The organism is Streptomyces sp. NPDC058401 (assembly GCF_042722885.1).
GTDB lineage: Bacteria > Actinomycetota > Actinomycetes > Streptomycetales > Streptomycetaceae > Streptomyces.
This window is the reverse complement of sequence record NZ_JBHXKA010000021.1, coordinates 44910-61920: the sequence shown is the minus strand read 5'-3', so window position 1 is coordinate 61920 and position 17011 is coordinate 44910. Positions and strand designations below refer to the sequence as shown.

At 72.8% G+C, this 17011-nt stretch carries 17 protein-coding genes; 7 read left to right on the top strand and 10 right to left on the bottom strand.

Annotation, left to right across the window (positions count from 1 at the left end):
• The first annotated feature begins 131 nt into the window (after nt 1-131).
• Nucleotides 132-824, top strand: a complete 693-nt coding sequence (locus ACFWNV_RS10890; protein WP_383943794.1) for an ABC transporter ATP-binding protein — start codon at nt 132-134, stop codon at nt 822-824.
• Complete coding sequence (locus ACFWNV_RS10885; RefSeq protein ID WP_383943791.1) at nt 821-3208, top strand: ABC transporter permease; 2388 nt, start codon at nt 821-823, stop codon at nt 3206-3208. Before ACFWNV_RS10890 ends, ACFWNV_RS10885 begins: the two co-directional genes overlap by 4 nt.
• 107 nt (nt 3209-3315) lie before the next feature.
• On the opposite strand, the gene ACFWNV_RS10880 is transcribed toward ACFWNV_RS10885, so the two are convergent.
• Entirely contained in the window at nt 3316-4266 is a 951-nt protein-coding gene (locus tag ACFWNV_RS10880) for a glycoside hydrolase family 16 protein (RefSeq protein ID WP_383943789.1), read from the bottom strand.
• A gap of 504 nt (nt 4267-4770) precedes the next feature.
• Between ACFWNV_RS10880 and ACFWNV_RS10875 the strand changes: the two genes are divergently transcribed.
• From ACFWNV_RS10875 to ACFWNV_RS10865, 3 genes are all read left to right on the top strand, one after another.
• A complete protein-coding gene (locus ACFWNV_RS10875) occupies nt 4771-5304 on the top strand; it encodes a hypothetical protein (protein WP_383943786.1) in 534 nt (177 codons plus the stop codon).
• Nucleotides 5305-5399: 95 nt separating this feature from the next.
• Nucleotides 5400-7487 carry a bifunctional polysaccharide deacetylase/glycosyltransferase family 2 protein gene (locus ACFWNV_RS10870; RefSeq protein WP_383943851.1) on the top strand — a complete coding sequence of 696 codons (2088 nt, stop codon included), beginning with the start codon at nt 5400-5402 and terminating at the stop codon, nt 7485-7487.
• A 2-nt stretch (nt 7488-7489) separates the two neighbouring features.
• Nucleotides 7490-8791, top strand: coding sequence for an acyltransferase (locus ACFWNV_RS10865; RefSeq protein ID WP_383943783.1), 1302 nt, complete (start codon nt 7490-7492; stop codon nt 8789-8791).
• 18 nt (nt 8792-8809) lie between these two features.
• Here ACFWNV_RS10865 and ACFWNV_RS10860 read toward each other — a convergent pair whose 3' ends face one another.
• The 6 genes from ACFWNV_RS10860 to ACFWNV_RS10835 form a co-directional block, all read right to left on the bottom strand.
• Nucleotides 8810-9346: a SixA phosphatase family protein gene (locus ACFWNV_RS10860; protein ID WP_383943780.1), complete on the bottom strand. Its 537-nt coding sequence runs from the start codon at nt 9344-9346 to the stop codon at nt 8810-8812.
• 82 nt (nt 9347-9428) lie between these two features.
• Nucleotides 9429-9917 (bottom strand): ATP-binding protein, encoded by a 489-nt coding sequence (locus tag ACFWNV_RS10855; protein ID WP_383943777.1) that lies wholly within the window; start codon nt 9915-9917, stop codon nt 9429-9431.
• Nucleotides 9918-9959: 42 nt separating this feature from the next.
• The gene (locus ACFWNV_RS10850) at nt 9960-10325 is read right to left on the bottom strand and encodes an STAS domain-containing protein (protein ID WP_383943774.1); all 366 of its coding nucleotides are present in this window, start codon (nt 10323-10325) and stop codon (nt 9960-9962) included.
• Between the two features lie 155 nt (nt 10326-10480).
• Entirely contained in the window at nt 10481-10669 is a 189-nt protein-coding gene (locus ACFWNV_RS10845) for a DUF6381 family protein (protein WP_383943771.1), read from the bottom strand.
• Nucleotides 10670-10773: 104 nt separating this feature from the next.
• Nucleotides 10774-11712: an alpha/beta hydrolase gene (locus ACFWNV_RS10840; protein ID WP_383943768.1), complete on the bottom strand. Its 939-nt coding sequence runs from the start codon at nt 11710-11712 to the stop codon at nt 10774-10776.
• Between the two features lie 118 nt (nt 11713-11830).
• A complete protein-coding gene (locus ACFWNV_RS10835; protein WP_383943765.1) occupies nt 11831-12421 on the bottom strand; it encodes a TIGR03086 family metal-binding protein in 591 nt (196 codons plus the stop codon).
• 226 nt (nt 12422-12647) lie between these two features.
• On the opposite strand from ACFWNV_RS10835, the gene ACFWNV_RS10830 reads away from it, so the two are divergent.
• Complete coding sequence (locus tag ACFWNV_RS10830) at nt 12648-13292, top strand: dihydrofolate reductase family protein (RefSeq protein WP_383943762.1); 645 nt, start codon at nt 12648-12650, stop codon at nt 13290-13292.
• 114 nt (nt 13293-13406) lie between these two features.
• Nucleotides 13407-14444, top strand: coding sequence for a PP2C family protein-serine/threonine phosphatase (locus ACFWNV_RS10825; RefSeq protein WP_383943759.1), 1038 nt, complete (start codon nt 13407-13409; stop codon nt 14442-14444).
• An 18-nt stretch (nt 14445-14462) separates the two neighbouring features.
• On the opposite strand, the gene ACFWNV_RS10820 is transcribed toward ACFWNV_RS10825, so the two are convergent.
• From ACFWNV_RS10820 to ACFWNV_RS10810, 3 genes are read right to left on the bottom strand one after another with little or no spacing between them, the layout of a single operon-like run.
• Complete coding sequence (locus ACFWNV_RS10820; RefSeq protein WP_383943756.1) at nt 14463-15599, bottom strand: hypothetical protein; 1137 nt, start codon at nt 15597-15599, stop codon at nt 14463-14465.
• Nucleotides 15600-15625: 26 nt separating this feature from the next.
• The gene (locus tag ACFWNV_RS10815; protein ID WP_383943753.1) at nt 15626-16534 is read right to left on the bottom strand and encodes a phytanoyl-CoA dioxygenase family protein; all 909 of its coding nucleotides are present in this window, start codon (nt 16532-16534) and stop codon (nt 15626-15628) included.
• Nucleotides 16516-17010, bottom strand: a complete 495-nt coding sequence (locus ACFWNV_RS10810) for a lasso peptide biosynthesis B2 protein (RefSeq protein WP_383943750.1) — start codon at nt 17008-17010, stop codon at nt 16516-16518. Before ACFWNV_RS10810 ends, ACFWNV_RS10815 begins: the two co-directional genes overlap by 19 nt.
• Nucleotide 17011: the final 1 nt, after the last annotated feature.

Here is a 17011-nt window from a genome sequence, read left to right as displayed (position 1 = left end):
CCGCACGGTACGGAAGATCCGCAGCCGGGCCGACGAGGCTCCGGGACCCGGGCTCCTAGCGTCGGGACGGCCACCGGGGAGCGGGACCGGACCCGGCCGCCCACCCAGGACGTACGGACCGTGGAGGATCCATGACCGAGAACCACCTCATCGACGTGCGCGAGGTGACCAAGACCTACGGCTCGGGCCCGGCCGTGCTGGCCGGGATCGGCCTGCGGGTGCGGAAGGGCGAAGCACTCGCCGTGCTCGGTCCCTCCGGCAGCGGCAAGTCCACGCTGCTCAACCTGATCGCGGGTCTGGACCGGCCGAGCGAGGGCAGCGTGAGCGTCGACGGAGTACGGGTGGACGGGCTGACCGAGACCGCGTCCGCGAAGTACCGGCGCTCCCGGATCGGCATGGTCTTCCAGTTCTTCAACCTCCTGGACGACCTCACCGTGCTGGACAACGTGCTGCTGCCCGCCCAGCTGGCCGGCGTGCCCCGCACCGAAGCCGCCGCCCGGGCCGCCGGACTCCTGGCGCAGCTGGGCATCGAGCGGCACGCCCGGGCCTTCCCCGGCCGGCTGTCGGGAGGGGAGCGGCAACGCGTGGCGGTGGCACGGGCGCTGATGAACCGTCCGCCCCTGCTGCTCGCCGACGAACCGACCGGGGCGCTGGACAGCGCGTCCGGCGCCGACGTGCGCGACCTGCTGCGCGAGCTGAACGCGGAGGGTCAGACGATCGTGCTGGTCACGCACGACCTGGCGCTGGCCGAGGCGTGCGCGACCCGCACCATCGAACTCGTCGACGGACGGATCGCGCGCGATGTCACGGCGGTGCGGCGATGAGCCGGGGCGGAGCCCTGGGACGCGTGGTGCGCGGCGGGGTGGGGCGGCGGCGCGCGCAGACCGCGGTGATGGTCCTCACGCTGCTCGTCTCGGTCGCCGCCTCGGTCCTCGCACTCGGACTGCTCGTCGCCTCGCAGGCACCCTTCGACCGGGCCTTCGCCCGGCAGCAAGGGGCCCACCTCACCGTGCAGTTCGACGGATCGGCGGTCACCGCCGCACAACTGGCGGACACCGCCCGGCTCTCCGGGGTCGCGGCCGCGACGGGGCCCTTCGGGGTCGCCTCCGTACGGTTCCGGCCGACGGGTGCCACGCCGCCCGGCTTCCAGCCGCCGCCGCTGACCGTGGTGGGCCGGCCGGAGGCCGGGGGCGGGGTGGACCGGGTGGACCTGGTGGAGGGCCGGTGGGCCGCCGCACCCGGCGAGATCGTGCTGGAGGCCGGATCGCGGCAGCCGGGGATGCGGCCCGGGAGCCGCCTGGAGGCGGGCGGCGCGGGCGGGGGCGCCGGGACCGGCGGCGACGGCGGGACCTGGCTCACGGTGGTCGGCATCGCCGAGTCGGTGGGCGAGAGCGCCGACGCCTGGGTCGTACCGGCCCAACTGGACGGGCTAGCAGGTGAGCTGACGGCTCGCCAGGTGATGTACCGGCTCACCGATGCCCGCACCGCCGCCGCGGTCGAGGGCGTGCGCGAGGCCATCGCCGCGGCGCTGCCGCCGGGCGCCGTCACCGGCGCCCAGTCCTACCTCGACGTACGCCGGGCCGCCCAGCAGAACACCGCCGCCTACGTCCCCTTCGTGACCGCCTTCGCGGTGCTGGGACTGGTCCTGTCGATGCTGGTGATCGGCATCGTGGTGAGCGGCGCGGTCGGCGCCGCCACCCGGCGGATCGGCATCCTGAAGTCCCTCGGCTTCACACCGCTCCAGGTGGGCCGGGCGTACGTGGCCCAGGCGCTGATCCCCGCCACCGCGGGCGCCGTGCCGGGCATGGCCCTGGGCAACGCCCTCGCCGTACCGCTGATGGCCGAGGTGGCCGAGTCGTACGGGACCGGGGCGGTGCTGATCCCGGTCTGGGTGAACCTCGCGGTGCCCGCCGGAGCCCTGGCCCTGGTGGCGGTCACGGCCTCGGTGCCCGCGCTGCGGGCTGCCAGGCTGCGCACCGCGCACGTCATCGCCATGGGCCGGGGCGCCGGTGGAGGGCGGGGGCGCCGGGTGCGGAACCTGCTCGGCCGGCTGCCGCTGCCGCGCGCGGTCAGTCTCGGGCTGGCGAGCCCCTTCGCCCGCCCGGCCCGCTCGGCGACGATGGCGGCGGCCGTCGCCTTCGGGGCGCTCGCGGTGACCTTCGCGGTGGGCCTGGGCAGCACGCTCGTCGCGGTCCAGCAGGACGGGGACCCGGACCGGGGCGGCGAGGTGACGGTCCGTTCGCTGGCCAGGCCCGACGGCGGCCCGGCCGGCCCGGCCCGGGAGCCCGCCGACCCCGCGGCGGTCGCCGGGGTGATCGGAGCCCGGCCCGGGACCGCGTCCTCGTACCGGACCGCCAGGACACAGGTGTCGGTGGCGGGCCTGAAGGGCGGCGCCCCCTTGGTGGCGTACGAGGGCGAGGCGCCCGGCGCCGACCACACGATGGTGTCCGGACGCTGGTTCGGCGCCCCCGGGGAGGCCGTCGCCGCCACCCGCTTCCTCCGGGCCGCGGGGGTCCGGCCGGGGGACACCGTGGTCCTGTCGGAGCAGGGGCGCACCGTCCGGCTGCGCATCGTCGGGGAGGTGTTCGACCTCGGCTCCGAGGGGATGGCCCTGCGTACGGACATGGATTCCGTCGCGGACCTGGGAAGCCACTACCTGCCGAGCGACTTCACCGTGCGGCTCGCCTCCGGGACGGATACCGGACGCTATGTCGCGGACCTGAACGCCGCGTTGAAGCCGCTCGGCGCGGAAGCGGAGGCGGCCGGGCCGGGCAAGTCGAGCGTGATCCGCGCGATGGAGGCCCTGATCGCGATGCTCACGGTGATGCTGGTGACCGTGGCCTGCCTGGGGGTGCTCAACACCGTCGTACTGGACACCCGGGACCGCGTGCGCGATCTCGGGGTGTTCAAGGCGCTGGGGATGACACCCCGGCAGACGGTCGTCCAGGTCCTCACCTCGGTCGGCGCGATCGGCCTCGCCGCAGGGGCGGTCGGTGTGCCGCTCGGGGTGGCGCTGCACGGCCGGGTGATGCCGGAGATGGGCCGGGCCGTCGGCACCACGATCCCGCCGGCGGACGTGGACGTGTACGGCCCCGTGCTGTTGGGGGCGCTGGCACTGGCGGGGGTGCTGATCGCGGTGGCGGGCGCGCTGCTGCCGGCCGGCTGGGCGGCTCGGACGCGGACGGCGCAGGCGCTACGGGCGGAGTGAGGGACCGGCGGGACCGGCGCACGGAATCTGTCGTTCCGACAGAAACCGTGCAGCCCCGCTGTTCTGACGGATCGTCCGGAACAGCGGGGCTCGTGGCATGCGCAAAGTCAGGACTTGGGAACGGTGTTGATGTGGTTGGTTCCGGCGTTGTAGAAGCCGTCCACGGTTTTCTGGACGTCCGCCTGGGAAACGGCCTCACCGGCCTTGTAGTAGAACCAGTTGACTTTCATGTTCCACGTGCGTGAACCACCGGTGAAGGGAAGGTCGATGAACCAGTTGCTGAAATGCATGTCCACCTTCTCGCGCGGGACGTATTTCCCGGAGCTGGTGAACAGGTCCTTGCCGTCCAGCGAATAGGTGGCCTTTCCGTCCATGAAGGTGATCATCATGATGTGCCAGCCCTCGAGGCGCTGCTTCTTGAGCGCGCGGGTGACCCGGTCCGGCGGATCGGCCTTGAACCAGCTCGTGGTGTCGAGCTGCGGACCCACCGAACCCCAGCCGCCGTTCGGCAGGTACTCGTAGTCGAGCTCGCTGTAGTTCTCCGAGGAGTCCGAGGCGGAGATCGGGAAGAAGGTCTCGACGACGTGGTCGCCGTTGCGGCCGCTGACGGGCTTGTCGCTCAAATAGACCCGGGCGGCGTAGGTGCCCGTGAAGAGGGGGGTGCCGGTGGTCTGCACCTCGACCTGCTTCGTGCCCTGCTTGGTGCCGTCGGTGGAAGACTGCAGCTGGAGGGCCCTGCCGCCCTGGGCGCTCGGGTCCTCGGGGAAGGTGGCGCCGGCGGCGGTCCAGGTGTCCTTGATCCCCGGGCCGCCGACACCGGTACGGACCTCCCAGCCGTTGGCGTCGAGCGCGGGGTCGTCGGAGCCGCTGTAGTGGAAGCTGTCGAACAGGGTCCCCGGCGGTCCGGACGGAGTCGGCGAAGCGCTCCGGGCGGGCGCGGCGTCATCGGGGCCGGGGCCGCCGACGCTGCCGGAGCAGGCGGCGAGTACGCACAGGAGCGCGGGCAGCGTGACCGCGGTCCACGCGCGGCGACGAGAGGTGCGGCGGGGCTGACTCACACGGGCTCCTTGGTGCGTAGGGGCGGTGCCTGCACACGCCCTTACATGAAGATCAATTGCCGATCGCACGAAGCTGATCGTACGAAGTGGTCATCCTAAGGTTCGGCTCGGCCTTCGTGGCCACGGCCTTCGCGACCACGCCCTTCGCGACCGCGGCCTCCGGGGCTGCGGCCTTCGGGACCGCGGCGGCCGCGGTTGCGGTGAAACGGCTGGGACGCGGTGAAACGGCTCGGACCGAACGCGGGCGGATCAACGTCCGCAACCGTGCGTAAACCGCGCGTTCAGACTTACCGACTGGTACCGGCAATTGGTATTCCAATACGATTACGACGCCGGGGCAGATCGCTCCAAAAGCGCACATCGGGCCCAAGTCGATTCGGGCGGGTGCACTAGCGTTCGCCCTGCCATCCCATGGTCTACGTAGCCTGCCCTGAAAGGCCCCGCAAGGTGCGCTCAGTCATCAGTTCCATTGAACACGGATCGGCGCACCAGGAAAAGCCTGAAATGTCCGGGTCGAGCTTTGAGTCCAGCTCTGAAGAGCCCCTCCCGGACCCGGTCTTCGTCGACCAGTCGGGTCTGCGCGGCCGTCTGCTGCGAGGTCTCGGCTGGCCGGTCTCCGTGATCGGCGCGGTCCTGGCGGTCGCCATGGGCAGCAGCCTGGTCGGCCTGCAGGCCGACGCCCCGGCGATGGGCATCCCCGCACAGCCCTCGCTGTCGCCCGGCTCCCCGCCCTCGCCGTCCTCGGCGACGCCCGGGGCGGCGGTGCCGGCGGCTGCGCCCGGGCCTTCCGCACCCCGGACGGCCTCACCGTCCGCGACGCCCCGGACGAAGCCCTCGGCCACCCCGTCCAAGCCGTCGGCCACCACGCCGAAGCCGTCGGGCGCTCCGTCCAAGTCCGCGGTCGTCACGCCGAAACCCCCGGCCGGCAAACCGAAGCCCACGGCTAGCGCACCCAAGCCCATGGCCGCCACGGCGGCCGCCGCGCTGCCCGACGCAATCCCTTCGCGCCCTTCGGGCCCGTCGGTCCAGACCCCCTGATCGTCCGCACCACCCATCTCACAGGAGCGTCATTGTCCCGCCATCAGCGCCGCCGGCAGTCCCTGCTGAGGCCGCGCCGACTGGCCGCGCCGCCACTGCGCTTCGTCATGCCGCTGTCCTTGCTGGCGTGCCTGCTCGCGCTGCTCGTACTGCGCGGCCTCGCCACCAACGAGGCCTTCCACGACGCCCGGGTCGCGGCCTCGGTCGACAAGACGACCGTGCCGGACGAGCTGCTCAACGGCGGTCCGGTCATCGACGCGCGCGGCAGCAAGAACGCGCACCCCGTGAGCTACCGCATCCCCGACCACACCGTGGTGCTGAGCTTCGACGACGGTCCCTCGCCGGAGTGGACCCCGAAGATCCTTGACGTGCTCAAGGCGCGCGACATCCGCGCCGACTTCTTCGTGACCGGCGCCATGACGGCGCGCAACCCGGAGCTGATCCGGCAGATCGTCGCGGGCGGTCACGAACTCGGGGTGCACACCTTCACGCACGCCGACATGGCGTTGCAGTCCCACGGCCGGATCGGCTGGGAGCTGGCGCAGACGCAGCTGGCGCTGGCCGGGGTCGCGGGCGTCCACAGCGCGCTGTTCCGCCCGCCGTACTCCGCCGACGCCTCGGCGATGGACGACTGGAACTATCCGGTCATCAAGTACGTGGGCGCACGCGGCTACCTCACCGCGTTCATCGACCGGGACACCGACGACTGGAAGCGTCCCGGCGTCGAGGAGATCGTCAAGGCGGCCATGCCGGCCACGCCCGGTGCGGGCGAGATGATCCTGCTGCACGACGCCGGTGGCGACCGTGCCCAGACCGTCGCCGCGCTCGAGCAGATCATCGACGAACTCCAGGCGCAGGGCTACCGCTTCACCACCATCTCCGAGGCACTCGGCGCCAGCAGCGCCACCGTGCCGGTGACCGGATTCCAGCTGTGGGCGGGCAAGGGATACATCTGGGCCACCCAGTTCGCCGTGCACACCCTGCCGGTGATGGTCTGGCTGCTGGCCCTCGTCGGCTTCCTCAACTTCGGCCGGTTCGGGCTGATGCTCGTCCTCGCACCGATGCACGCCCGCCGCGCCAAACGGCGCGACACCTGGGGACGGCCCGTCACCGAGAAGGTCACGGTGCTGGTCCCCGCGTACAACGAGCGCGAGTGCATAGCCAACACCCTCAACTCCCTGGCCGTCAGCGACTACCCGATCGAGGTCATCGTCATCGACGACGGCTCCAGTGACGGCACCGCGGACATAGTCGAGGCGATGAACCTGCCGTTCGTCCGGCTGATCCGCAAGGTGAACGGCGGCAAGTCCAGCGCGCTCAACACCGGTATCGCCGCCGCCTCGCACGAGATCATCGTGATGATGGACGGCGACACCGTCTTCGAACCGTCCACCGTGCGCGAGCTGGTCCAGCCCTTCGGCGACCCGGGGATCGGCGCGGTCGCGGGCAATGCCAAGGTCGGCAACCGCGACAGCCTGATCGGCGCCTGGCAGCACATCGAGTACGTCCTCGGCCACAACCTGGACCGCCGGATGTACGACATGCTGAACGTCATCCAGACCATCCCCGGCGCGGTCGGCGCCTTCCGCAAGGAGGCCCTGCGCAGGGTCGGCGGGATGAGCGACGACACCCTCGCCGAGGACACCGACATCACCATCGCGGTGCTCTGCGACGGCTGGCGGATCGTCTACGCCGAGCACGCCCGCGCCTGGACCGAGGCTCCCGCCAGCCTCCAGCAGCTCTGGTCCCAGCGGTACCGCTGGAGCTACGGCAGCATGCAGGCGATGTGGAAGCACCGCGCCGCGGTGACCGCCCGCGGCCCGGCCGGGCGCTTCGGCCGGATCGGGCTGCCGCTCGTCGTGCTCTTCGGCGTGGTCGCCCCGCTGCTGGCGCCGCTGGTCGACATGTTCCTGGTGTACGGCGTGTTCTTCGGGGACGCCGCGATCACCCTCACCGGCTGGGGCGGCTTCATCCTGCTCCAGGCCGTGCTGTCCTGGTACGCCTTCCACCTCGACCGCGAGAAGCCCTGGTACCTGATCAGCCTGCCGATCCAGCAGGTGGTCTACCGGCAGCTCATGTACATCGTCCTGCTGCAGTCCGCGATCACCGCGATGACCGGTGGCCGCCTGCGCTGGCAGAAGCTCCGGCGCACCGGCGAGGTCGCTGTACCCGTGGAGGTCTGACCATGACCGGATACACCAACCTCGGGCGCCATCAGGACACCGTCCAGCTGAGGGTCCCCGACCTCCTGCGACAGCGCTGGGAGGAGGACCGGGATCCGCAGCCGGAGTTCGAACCGGAGCCGGAGCAGCAGGCGGAGCCGGCGGCGCCGGCCCCGCGCAAGGGCGGCCGCGACCGCTACCTCGACCTGCTGCGCGCGCTGGCCCTGGTGCGCGTGATGATCTACCACAACTTCGGCTGGTTCTGGCTGCCCCTGATCTTCCCGTCGATGGGCGTGATGTTCGCGCTGGCCGGGATGCTGATGGCCCGCTCGCTCAGCCGTCCCGCGCTCGGCGTGATCCGCGGGCGACTGCGCCGTCTGCTGCCGCCGATGTGGCTGTTCGGCGCGATCATGATCACCCTTCAGATCATCGACGGCTGGGGCCCCGACTCCGAGGGCCACCCCAACTGGTGGTGGGGCAAGCTGGCGTTCTGGATCCTGCCGCTGAGCACTCCGCCGTTCGCGGAGGACCTGCCCGGTTTCGGCGGCCTGACGGGAAGCACCTGGGCCACCCAGATCATCGTCCCGCTCTGGTACCTCCGGGCGTACCTGTGGTTCGTACTGTTCTCGCCGCTGATGCTCCGGGCGCTGCGACGGCTTCCGTGGGTGACGCTGTTCAGCCCCCTCGCGGTGCTGATCGTCATGAACCAGTTCTTCGCCGACCAGGAGTTCATCTACGGCCGCGTCTGGGAGACCGCCAACGACTTCGCCATGTTCGGCTCCTGCTGGATCCTCGGCATGGCCCACCAGGAGGGGATCCTCAAGAGGATCCCGCAGTACGTCCTGCCCTCCATCGCCCCGCTGTTCATGGTGGCCGGCCTCTGGTACCTGGAGACCCGGCCGGTCGACCCGACCGAGGCCACCGACATCGAGTCCTGGCCGATCGCCCAGGCCCTGTGGTCCCTGGGCTTCGTCGCCATCCTGCTCCACGTCAGCCCGTCCTGGGAGCAGTGGCCCAGGGCGCTCGAACGGTGGAACGGCCTGGTCAGCCTGCTCAACGCGCGCGCCGTCAGCGTCTACCTGTGGCACCAGACCGCGCTGGTGGTGGCCATCCCGCTGATCGACCCCCTCTGGGGCGTCCACTTCTTCTACGCGAACTTCCAATGGCTGCTGACCAGCCAGTGGTTCGCGCTGCTGGTGGCGATCCCGCTGGTCGGCCTGCTGGTGCTGACCTTCGGCTGGATCGAGGACGTGGCCGCCAAACGCTCGCCACGACTCCTGCCCTACCCGCGACGCCAACGGGGCAGGCGCCGGTCCGCCGACTGACGGGGCACGCGGCCCGCGTCAGCGGGCGGCGCCCCGGGGGACGGCGAAACCCGTCAGCCGGGCCGAGCCCGGCGCGAGCTCCCGCCAGGGACCGGGGCAGGCGAGCACCGCGATCGCGGACGTCGGGAACTTCTCCGTCAGCCGCTCCATCGCCGCGGCCTCCGCAGCGTCCACCGCCTCCCGCGCGAGGGCGGCGGCCAGCTCCTCCAGGCCCGGGTTGTGCCCGACGAGCAGCAGCGTCCGCACCTCGTCGGGGACTTCGGCCACCACCGCCAGCAGCTCCTCCGGCTCGGCGGCGTACACCCGCTCGTCGAAGCGCACCGGGACCGCGGCGCCGAGCTCTCCGGCCGCCAGGGCCCAGGTCTCGCGGGTCCGCCGGGCGGTGGAACAGACGACCAGGGCGGGCAGGCAGCCGGCATCGCGCAGCCAGCGGCCCGCCGCGGGCGCGTCCCGCAGACCGCGCGGACCCAGCGGCCGCTCGTGGTCCGCGACGTCGGGCCAGGCCGACTTGGCGTGGCGCAGCAGCACCAGGCGGGCGGCGGATTCCGCGCTCATGTTCTCAGCCCCATGACTTCTGCCCCCGTGCTCCCAGCCTCGTGGCCGCAAGCCTCATGGCCGCAGGTCGATGGCCGCAGCTTCACGGCCGCAGCCCCATGGCCCCAGCCTCCCACGGTCCGCCGGACCGGGCCCAGGGCGGTGCGTCGAGCTCCGCCCATACGCACTTTCCGCCGTCCACCGGCTCCGAGCCCCACGTGCGGGCCAGCCGATCCACGATGACCAGCCCGTGGCCCCCGGGCCGCGCCGGGTCCGAAGGCTGCCGCACGAGCGGAGCGACCGGACTCGTGTCCGTGACCTCGATGCGCAGCCCCCCGGCGGTGGGGCGCAGCAGGAACGAGCTCGGCCCGCCCGCGTGCAGGCAGGCATTGGCCACCATCTCGGAGACCAGCAGCAGGGCGTCGTCCGCGGTCCCGTCCGGGAGGCCCCGGGCGTGGCCGCTCCCGGGCTCCGGCAGCCACTGCCAGTCGGTCAGCGCGGCGCGGGCGAAGTCGCGGCAGCGGCTGACGACATCAGTGGTGCCGTGCAGCACCAGACGCCGGGGCTGCTCCGGAGACCGGCGCTCGCTCATGGCGCTCCTCGTACTACTCCTCGTACTCCTCGTGCTCCTCCGCTATGCGCGCGGGCCGCTCGCCAGCGCGGCATCCACATCGGGGTGCAGCGGGAACAGTCCGTCCACACCCGTGATGTGCAGCATCCGCGTGATCGGCTGGTGGAGGCCGATCAGTTCGAGACTGCCGCCCGATTCCCGGACCGCGAGGCGGCTGTGCAACAACAGGTTCAGTCCCGTGGAGTCGCAGAAGTCCAGCCCGCTGAAATCGACGAGCAGCCGCAGCTCACCGCCGGCCCGGGCGGCTTCGAGAGCCGTCCGCAGGGGTTCGGCGGTGTCGTGGTCGAGCTCGCCCGCCAGCGCCAGGACCGTGGCTCCCTCGACGGGCCGTACCTCGACCGCGAAGCGGTCATCGTCCGTGGTGGCCATCGTGCACCCCTTTTCCACGGGTCCCCACACGGGTCCGGATCCGCATCCGGACACGTCCCGCGCCTACCCGCCTGCACGCCACCGAACCGTGCCGATGGGCGGCATCACCGCGCCGCTCGCCTGGGTGACGGTGTCGCCGGACCGGTGACCACCGGTTACATGGGGTCCATGGTTCCGCTGCCGGGCCCGTTCTCCTGCTCGCTCTTGCGCCGGATGTGCAGGGCCTTCTCGATGAGCCGCTGCCGTTCGGCCGGATCCGCGGCGTGCTGCGCCGCCTGCTCCAGTTCCTGGGCCTTGTCGCGCATCTGCCGGGCCCGCAGGCTCGGCTGGCTCTCGTTGCTCATGACCGGTCCTCGGTTCGGGGGAGTCGGGTTCGGGGGAGTGCCGTGCCCCCAGCCAATCAGCACCGAACCGCCCGCGCCACCGCGCCCGGCATCGGGACCCGCCGTCAGCGGAGGCGGGTCCCGAACTGGTCGATGAGCTCCGTGACGGCCGCCTCCGCGCCCGCCGAGACGGCGAACATGTTCAGGAAGCCGTGGACCAGGCCCTCGTAGGTGCGGACGAAGACGTCGACGCCGGCGTCCCGCAGCGCGCGGGCGTAGGCCAGGCCCTCGTCGCGGAGCGGATCGTAGGCGGCCGTGGCGATCACGGCGGGGGCGAGGCCCGCGTGGCTCGCCGCGTGCAGCGGGGAGGCCCGTACGTCGGTGGCCGCGGAGGCATCGCCGCCGAGCAGGATCCTCGTCAGGTCGCGGAGGTCCCGCAGCGTGAGGAGGTAGCCCTCCCCGTTCTCGGTGTGGGAGGGGTAGTCGCCCGGGGCGCGGTCCGTCGCCGGGTAGGCGAGGAACTGGGCCGCGAGCGGTTCCCCGGCATCGCGGAAGGCCAGGGCGACCGACGCGGCGAGGGCCGCGCCCGCGCTGTCGCCCGCGAGGGCCAGCCGGTCGCGCCGGCCGCCGAACCGGTCGACGTGCCCGGCCGTCCACCGGGCCACGGCGAGGCAGTCGTCGAACGCGGCCGGGAAGGCGTGCTCGGGGAGCCGCCGGTAGTGCACGGCGACCACGACGGCCCCGAGATCGCGGCAGAGACGGCGGGTGACGTGGTCGTGGGTGTCGAGGTCCCCCACGATCCAGCCGCCGCCGTGGAAGAAGACGACGGTCGGGGCGGGGCCGGGGGCCGCGGGCCGGTAGATCCGCACCGGTACGGGACCGGCGGGGCCCGGGACGGTGTCGTCCGCCACGGATCCGACCGCGATCGGTGTTCCCGGCGCCACCATGGCGTTCGACGCGCGTTCCGCTTCCCGGAGCTCCGCCGGGTCGGCCGTGATGATGCGCTTCCCCGGGCCCGCCGGGACCTGCGAGAGGAGCGCCGCGATGGACGGGTCCAGGGGCATGGCGAAAGCCTTCCGGGGAAGCGGATCTCGGCCAGGTCTGCCGGCCAGGGCCGCCGGCCAGGGCCGCCGGTCAGGGCCGCCGGTCAGGGCCGCCGGTCAGCGTGAGCGGTGTTACCGGTCAGTGCTGCCGGCCCGGATCGCGCCCGCTCAGCCCGACCGCCCGGTCCAGCAGCGGGGCGCCGTCCGGTACGGGGACGACGGGGCCGAAGATGTCCCCGCCGCCGCCCTCCTCCCCGGCCGAGGCCACGAGGAAGGCGTACGAGGTGTCCAGCGCGGCCCGGTCGGGTGCGTACTCCTGGCCGGTGGCCCGGGCCAGGTCCCAGCCGTGGATGACCAGTTCGTTGACGGCCACCAGCCCCGCGACCTCGCCCGGCAGGTCCACACCGCCCGCGCGGGTCATGCCGGTCCAGGCGGCCGGATCCGTCCAGGCCTCGGCCAGTTCGCCGAGGACCCGGGGGAGCTCCTCGCGCCAGTCGGCGGGGAGGGCGGGCAGGGCCGCGGTGGGGGCGGTGTCCGTCGTGGGGCCCAGATCCTTGCGGGCGGCGTCACGGAAGGCGGCGGCCAGGCCGGCGAGGTGGCCCAGCAGGGTGCCGACCGTGTACTCGGGGCACGGGGTCGGGCCGGAGAGCCGGGCGTCCGGGACGCCCGCCGCGAGGCGGGCCACGATCCGGGCCTGCGGTCCGAGGTCGAGCATCGTCGTATCGGTCATTGCCGCTCCTTCGGGGCCATGGGTCTGGAGGGTAGACCGGCGGCGGCGCCCGGACTCATCGCAACACGGGCGGGCGGCCGGGGCGCGGGCCGGGACGAGCCCTCTGACCGCGGGGATCCACCCCTGTGGGCGAACCGGGGAAGCGGGCGCCGCCGCGGCGATGAGTTTCGGGAAGGCCTGGGGTCTACCCCTTTGACACGGACGACCGACTCAGCGGGAGCACACCATGGGCCTCATCCACATCGAGATGTTCACGACCCTCGACTTCGTCGGGCAGGCACCCGGCGGCCCCGACGAGGACCCGGCGGGGTTCCCGTACGGCGGCTGGCAGGCGCCCCTGATGGACGAGCTCACCGGAGCGCAGATCGGTGCCGCGTACGAGGACACGGACGCCCTCCTGCTCGGACGGCGGACGTACGACATCTTCGCCGCCTACTGGCCCCACCAGGAGGGCGGCGAGGACAACGGGATCGCCACGCTGTTCAACGGCGTCCCGAAGTACGTGGCCTCCCGCGGCCGGCCCGACCTCGCGTGGGCCGGGTCCACACAGCTCGGCCCGGACCTCGCCGCAGCGGTGCGCGAGATCCGCGAGCGGCACGAGCACGTGAAGGTCGTCGGGAGCCTGAACCTCGTGCAGACCCTCCTGCGCGAGAAGCTCTTCGACCGCCTCGACCTCTGGGTGCACCCGATCGTGCTCGGGGTCGGGAAGAAGGTGTTCGACGAGGGCACGGTACCCACCAGCCTGGAGCTGCTCGCACCCCCGGCGGCCGGTCCGAAGGGCACCGTGTACCTGCGCTACGGGCTCGCCGACGGCATTCCCGCGACGGGCGACATGAGCGCACCCGATCGCGGAGCGGCGAGCGCCGGCTGAGGCGGCCCTTCGTCCTTCGTCGGAGCGCTGTATCCCCCGTGCGCGGATACTCTGGTAGATGTGATCGAGTCCGGACGGTCGCGGCTCCGCAGGCGCCGCGGCCAGGGAAGACTTGTGCGGCTGTCGCCGGTCTTCCTGACCGTCGTCATAGCCAGCCTCGCCTACACCACCCCGCCGGACATGGCCTTCAGCCGACTCCTGCCCGCGGCGCCGGCCCTCGCCGCAGCTATGTGGCCGGTGCTCCCCACCGTGCTGCTCGGCACGGTCTGCCTCTTCCTGATGATCGGCCTCAGCCTCGTCTTCCCCGATCTGGGAACGTGGTGGACGGCCTCGGGCATCATCGCGGTGACCGTGGCCGCCGCGTACGGAAGCCACGTCCGGCTCCAGCGGGAGCGCACCCTCTTCCAGGTGAGGCTCGTGGCCGACGCCGCGCAGCAGGTGGTGCTGAGCCCCATGCCGCGCCGCATCGGCGCCATCGAGATCGAGTCGCTGTACCTCGCGGCCGCGGCAGAGGCCCGCATCGGCGGGGACTTCTACGAGGTGGTCGACACGCCGTTCGGGGTCAGGCTGCTCATCGGTGACGTGCGGGGCAAGGGACTCCCGGCCGTGGGGGCCGCCGCGGCGATCGTCAACGCCTTCCGGGAGGCGTCCTACAGCGAGAACGACCTGGTCGACGTCGCCCGCAGACTGGACGCCAGCAGCACCCGCTACAACGCCGCCTTTCCCCCCGAGGGGCCGATGGAGCGCTTCGCCACGGCCCTCCTCGTGCAGATCCCGCACGGGGGCGGCCGCATCGACATCCTCAACTGCGGACACCCACCGCCGCTGATCCTGAACCGCGGGATCCTGCGCATCCTCGACCCGGCCACCCCGTCCCCGCTGCTCAGCCTGGCGGAGCTGATCGGTGACCACTACACCGTCGACAGCTTCGGCTTCGCCCCCGACGACGTGCTGCTCCTCTACACCGACGGGATCGCCGAAGCCCGCGCCCGCGACGGCGAGTTCTTCCCGCTGACGGCCTGGATGCGCCGCCAGCCGCAGGCACCGCCCCGCGATCTGCTCACGGCCCTCCACCGCGACCTGCTCCGTTACAGCAGGGGCCGCCTCGACGACGACATCGCAGCCCTGGCCGTACGCCTGGGCCGGCCCTGAGGGGCGGAGCCCGGGCGCCTACGGCGCGACCGGAAGGGCGTCCGTACGGGGCCGTGCGGGAATCCGGGCCGTGCGCGCCGCCTCCACCGCCGCGGCCGAGGCGTAGAGGGTGAGGGCCCGCCCGCCGTGCAGCAGCTTGGCCGCCGCCCAGTGGAACGGGTTCGCCCGCCCCTCCACGGCAGCGGCGTGGTCGTCCACCAGCCGTCCGACCCGCTCCAGGAGCGCCGGACCGAGACGGCCGCGCAGACCGTCCAGCGTCTCCTGCCGGCCCGGGGCGTACAGGTTGAACGGCAGGTACAGCGTGGCGTCGTCCGGCCGGGCCCCGTCGCGCGAGGCCATGCTCCAGCACAGGGTCGGGCGTACCCCGGGCAGGTCGAGCGGCTCCGGCTCCCGCGGGGCGCAGTCCGCCAGCAGACCCGCCGCGGCGCGGGCCGCGGCGCGGCCCAACGGGTCCAGGCGCGCTTCGAGTCCGGCGGTCGAGCGCTCCGCGACCGTGGTGTAGAACTTGATCCGCGCATGCGGGGACCCGTCCACGTCGAGCGCGAAGAAGGCCGGCATCAGGTCGGCCATCCCCTGCGGATCGTGCCGCTGGAGCCAGTTCCACGCTCCGCCCCGCCCGAGCAGGTCGAGCGCCGTCCCCACGGTCTCCCGGCTCCGCTCGGTGCCCGCCGCCAGCGTGTCGAAGTACACCTTGGGGCGCGCGATGCCCGAGCCGCGGACCGAAGCGGCCAGGCACATCCCGAACGCCGCCCGCCCGCTGCGCGGCCGGAACAGTCCGGTGAGCTCCCGGGCCCGCTCCGGGCGCGCGAGGCCCAGGCGTTCCAGCTCGGCCAGGGTCCGCAGGCCGCGCTCCCAGCTCCCGGTCGCGGAGGCGGGGCCGCGCTCGGGAAGCGGCCGGAAGAAGAGCCGTACGTCGATGCCGCGGTCCCCGTCGAGCACGAGGGAGTACTCGAACGGGGCGCTCGACACGGCGTCCGCGTGTCCGTCCGCGCCTCCGTCCGCGCCTCCGTCCGCGCCTCCGTTCTCGTCGGCGTCCCGCGAGACGCGGTGGCCCCACCCGTCGAAGAGGGTCCGGACGGCCGCCCCGGCCGCGGCATCGAAGTCCTCCCCCAGACCGAACACCTCGCCCAGGTAGCGCAGTCCGTCGACCGCCACTCCCGCGTACCCCGGCGGCCCGGCCGTCACGGGGCGGCCGGCTCGGGGGCGGGAGGCAGGTAGGGCTTGGAGTCGATCCCCGGGTACATCCGCTCCAGGTGCCCGATCGTCTCCTCGGTCCAGTAGTGGTCCCCGGGGGGCGGGAAGCCCAGCAAGTGGCGCTGGCGCGGGTCCAGTTCGACCATGAGCTCGTGCAGGGTGTGCCAGTTCGGGTGGGCCGGCCGCATCGACCACAGGTGCTTGTCCGTCCAAAGGGCCTGCGCGCCGTGCATGTTGAAGAAGAGCGCGAGGCGCCGGCCGAGCAGTTCGTTGTAGGCCGAACCCCGGTGGACGATGTCGCCGACGAAGAGCAGGAGCGAGCCGGCCTCCGCCTCGACGGGCCGCTCCTGCTCGTACAGTCCGGGGTACTCCGCCTTGTCGTACGAGCCCTTGCCCGCGTCGGTCAGCAGCGGGAGCCCGAGGTGTGCGGCCCGGTCGACGACATAGGTGGGCGCGGTGTCCGCGGTCACGTCGGTCAGGTAGAGGATTCCGTACACCCGCTGGTAGACGCCGTCCGCACGCGGGTGCACCAGACTGCTGGCCGCCCAGGCGTCGTTGTGCAGGGTCTGGTCCCGGCTCTCCCCGTACGCCGTTCCGTACTTGGCCTGGATGAAGGAGCTCGTCAGCCGCAGGTCGGTGGTGCCGAGCAGCTCCTCGACCACGTCGATCACCCGGGTGTCCAGCGCGTGCCGGTTCAGGTCGTTGCTGGTGAAGGGGAAGGGCACCGCGTGCTTGAGGGCGTTGACCTCCTCGGGCGTGCTCCCGCTCGCCTCCGGGTCGGGGAAGTACGTGTCGATCGCGGCCCGGGCCCGTTCGAGGGCCTCGCCCGTCACGAAGCCGGGTACCAGGGCGTATCCCCGGCCGGCCAGTTGTTCCACTATGTGCTGGGTGTCCATGGCGTCCGTCCGTCTCGGCTTTCGGAGAGGTGCTCGTGCGGTCCCCCGCTCCGCTCCGGGCGGAGGGCGCGGGACACGACGATGTTCTTGTGGAAGGCGTCCAGCCGCAGGGACTCGCCGACCGCCCGGCCCTCGACCTCGATCCAGGCGTGCGCGGCGAAGGGCAGCAGGCTGACGCCGGAGACCCAGTCGGGCCAGCTGCCGCGCAGGCGGGCCAGCAGGGCCGCCGCGACCGACCGCTCCAGGCAGTACGGTCCGGCGGCGCGGCGGCTGACGGAGACGACGTCGCTGCGCGCGGCCAGCGCCTCCGCGTGGGTTGCGGGGCGGGCGCCACCGCTGAGCAGGCGCAGCGTCCGCTCCAGCGCGTGCGGGCTCAGCCGGGTCAGCAGGCGGCTCGCCGTGACGGCCAGCACCGGCAGCGGCCGGCGGCGCAGCGGCAGCCGGGCGCGGGGCTCCAGGGTCATGGGCAGCGTCACG

Excerpts from the sequence above, each read along its gene's own strand:
- ACFWNV_RS10850 (WP_383943774.1), bottom strand. The coding sequence starts at position 10,325 with ATGGCCACCACGGACGATGACCGCTTCGCGGTCGAGGTACGGCCCGTC.
- ACFWNV_RS10835 (WP_383943765.1), bottom strand. The coding sequence starts at position 12,421 with ATGACCGATACGACGATGCTCGACCTCGGACCGCAGGCCCGGATCGTG.
- ACFWNV_RS10875 (WP_383943786.1), top strand. The coding sequence starts at position 4,771 with ATGTCCGGGTCGAGCTTTGAGTCCAGCTCTGAAGAGCCCCTCCCGGAC.
- ACFWNV_RS10840 (WP_383943768.1), bottom strand. The coding sequence starts at position 11,712 with ATGCCCCTGGACCCGTCCATCGCGGCGCTCCTCTCGCAGGTCCCGGCG.
- ACFWNV_RS10865 (WP_383943783.1), top strand. The coding sequence starts at position 7,490 with ATGACCGGATACACCAACCTCGGGCGCCATCAGGACACCGTCCAGCTG.
- ACFWNV_RS10885 (WP_383943791.1), top strand. The coding sequence starts at position 821 with ATGAGCCGGGGCGGAGCCCTGGGACGCGTGGTGCGCGGCGGGGTGGGG.
- ACFWNV_RS10860 (WP_383943780.1), bottom strand. The coding sequence starts at position 9,346 with ATGAGCGCGGAATCCGCCGCCCGCCTGGTGCTGCTGCGCCACGCCAAG.
- ACFWNV_RS10890 (WP_383943794.1), top strand. The coding sequence starts at position 132 with ATGACCGAGAACCACCTCATCGACGTGCGCGAGGTGACCAAGACCTAC.
- ACFWNV_RS10845 (WP_383943771.1), bottom strand. The coding sequence starts at position 10,669 with ATGAGCAACGAGAGCCAGCCGAGCCTGCGGGCCCGGCAGATGCGCGAC.
- ACFWNV_RS10815 (WP_383943753.1), bottom strand. The coding sequence starts at position 16,534 with ATGGACACCCAGCACATAGTGGAACAACTGGCCGGCCGGGGATACGCC.
- ACFWNV_RS10830 (WP_383943762.1), top strand. The coding sequence starts at position 12,648 with ATGGGCCTCATCCACATCGAGATGTTCACGACCCTCGACTTCGTCGGG.
- ACFWNV_RS10855 (WP_383943777.1), bottom strand. The coding sequence starts at position 9,917 with ATGAGCGAGCGCCGGTCTCCGGAGCAGCCCCGGCGTCTGGTGCTGCAC.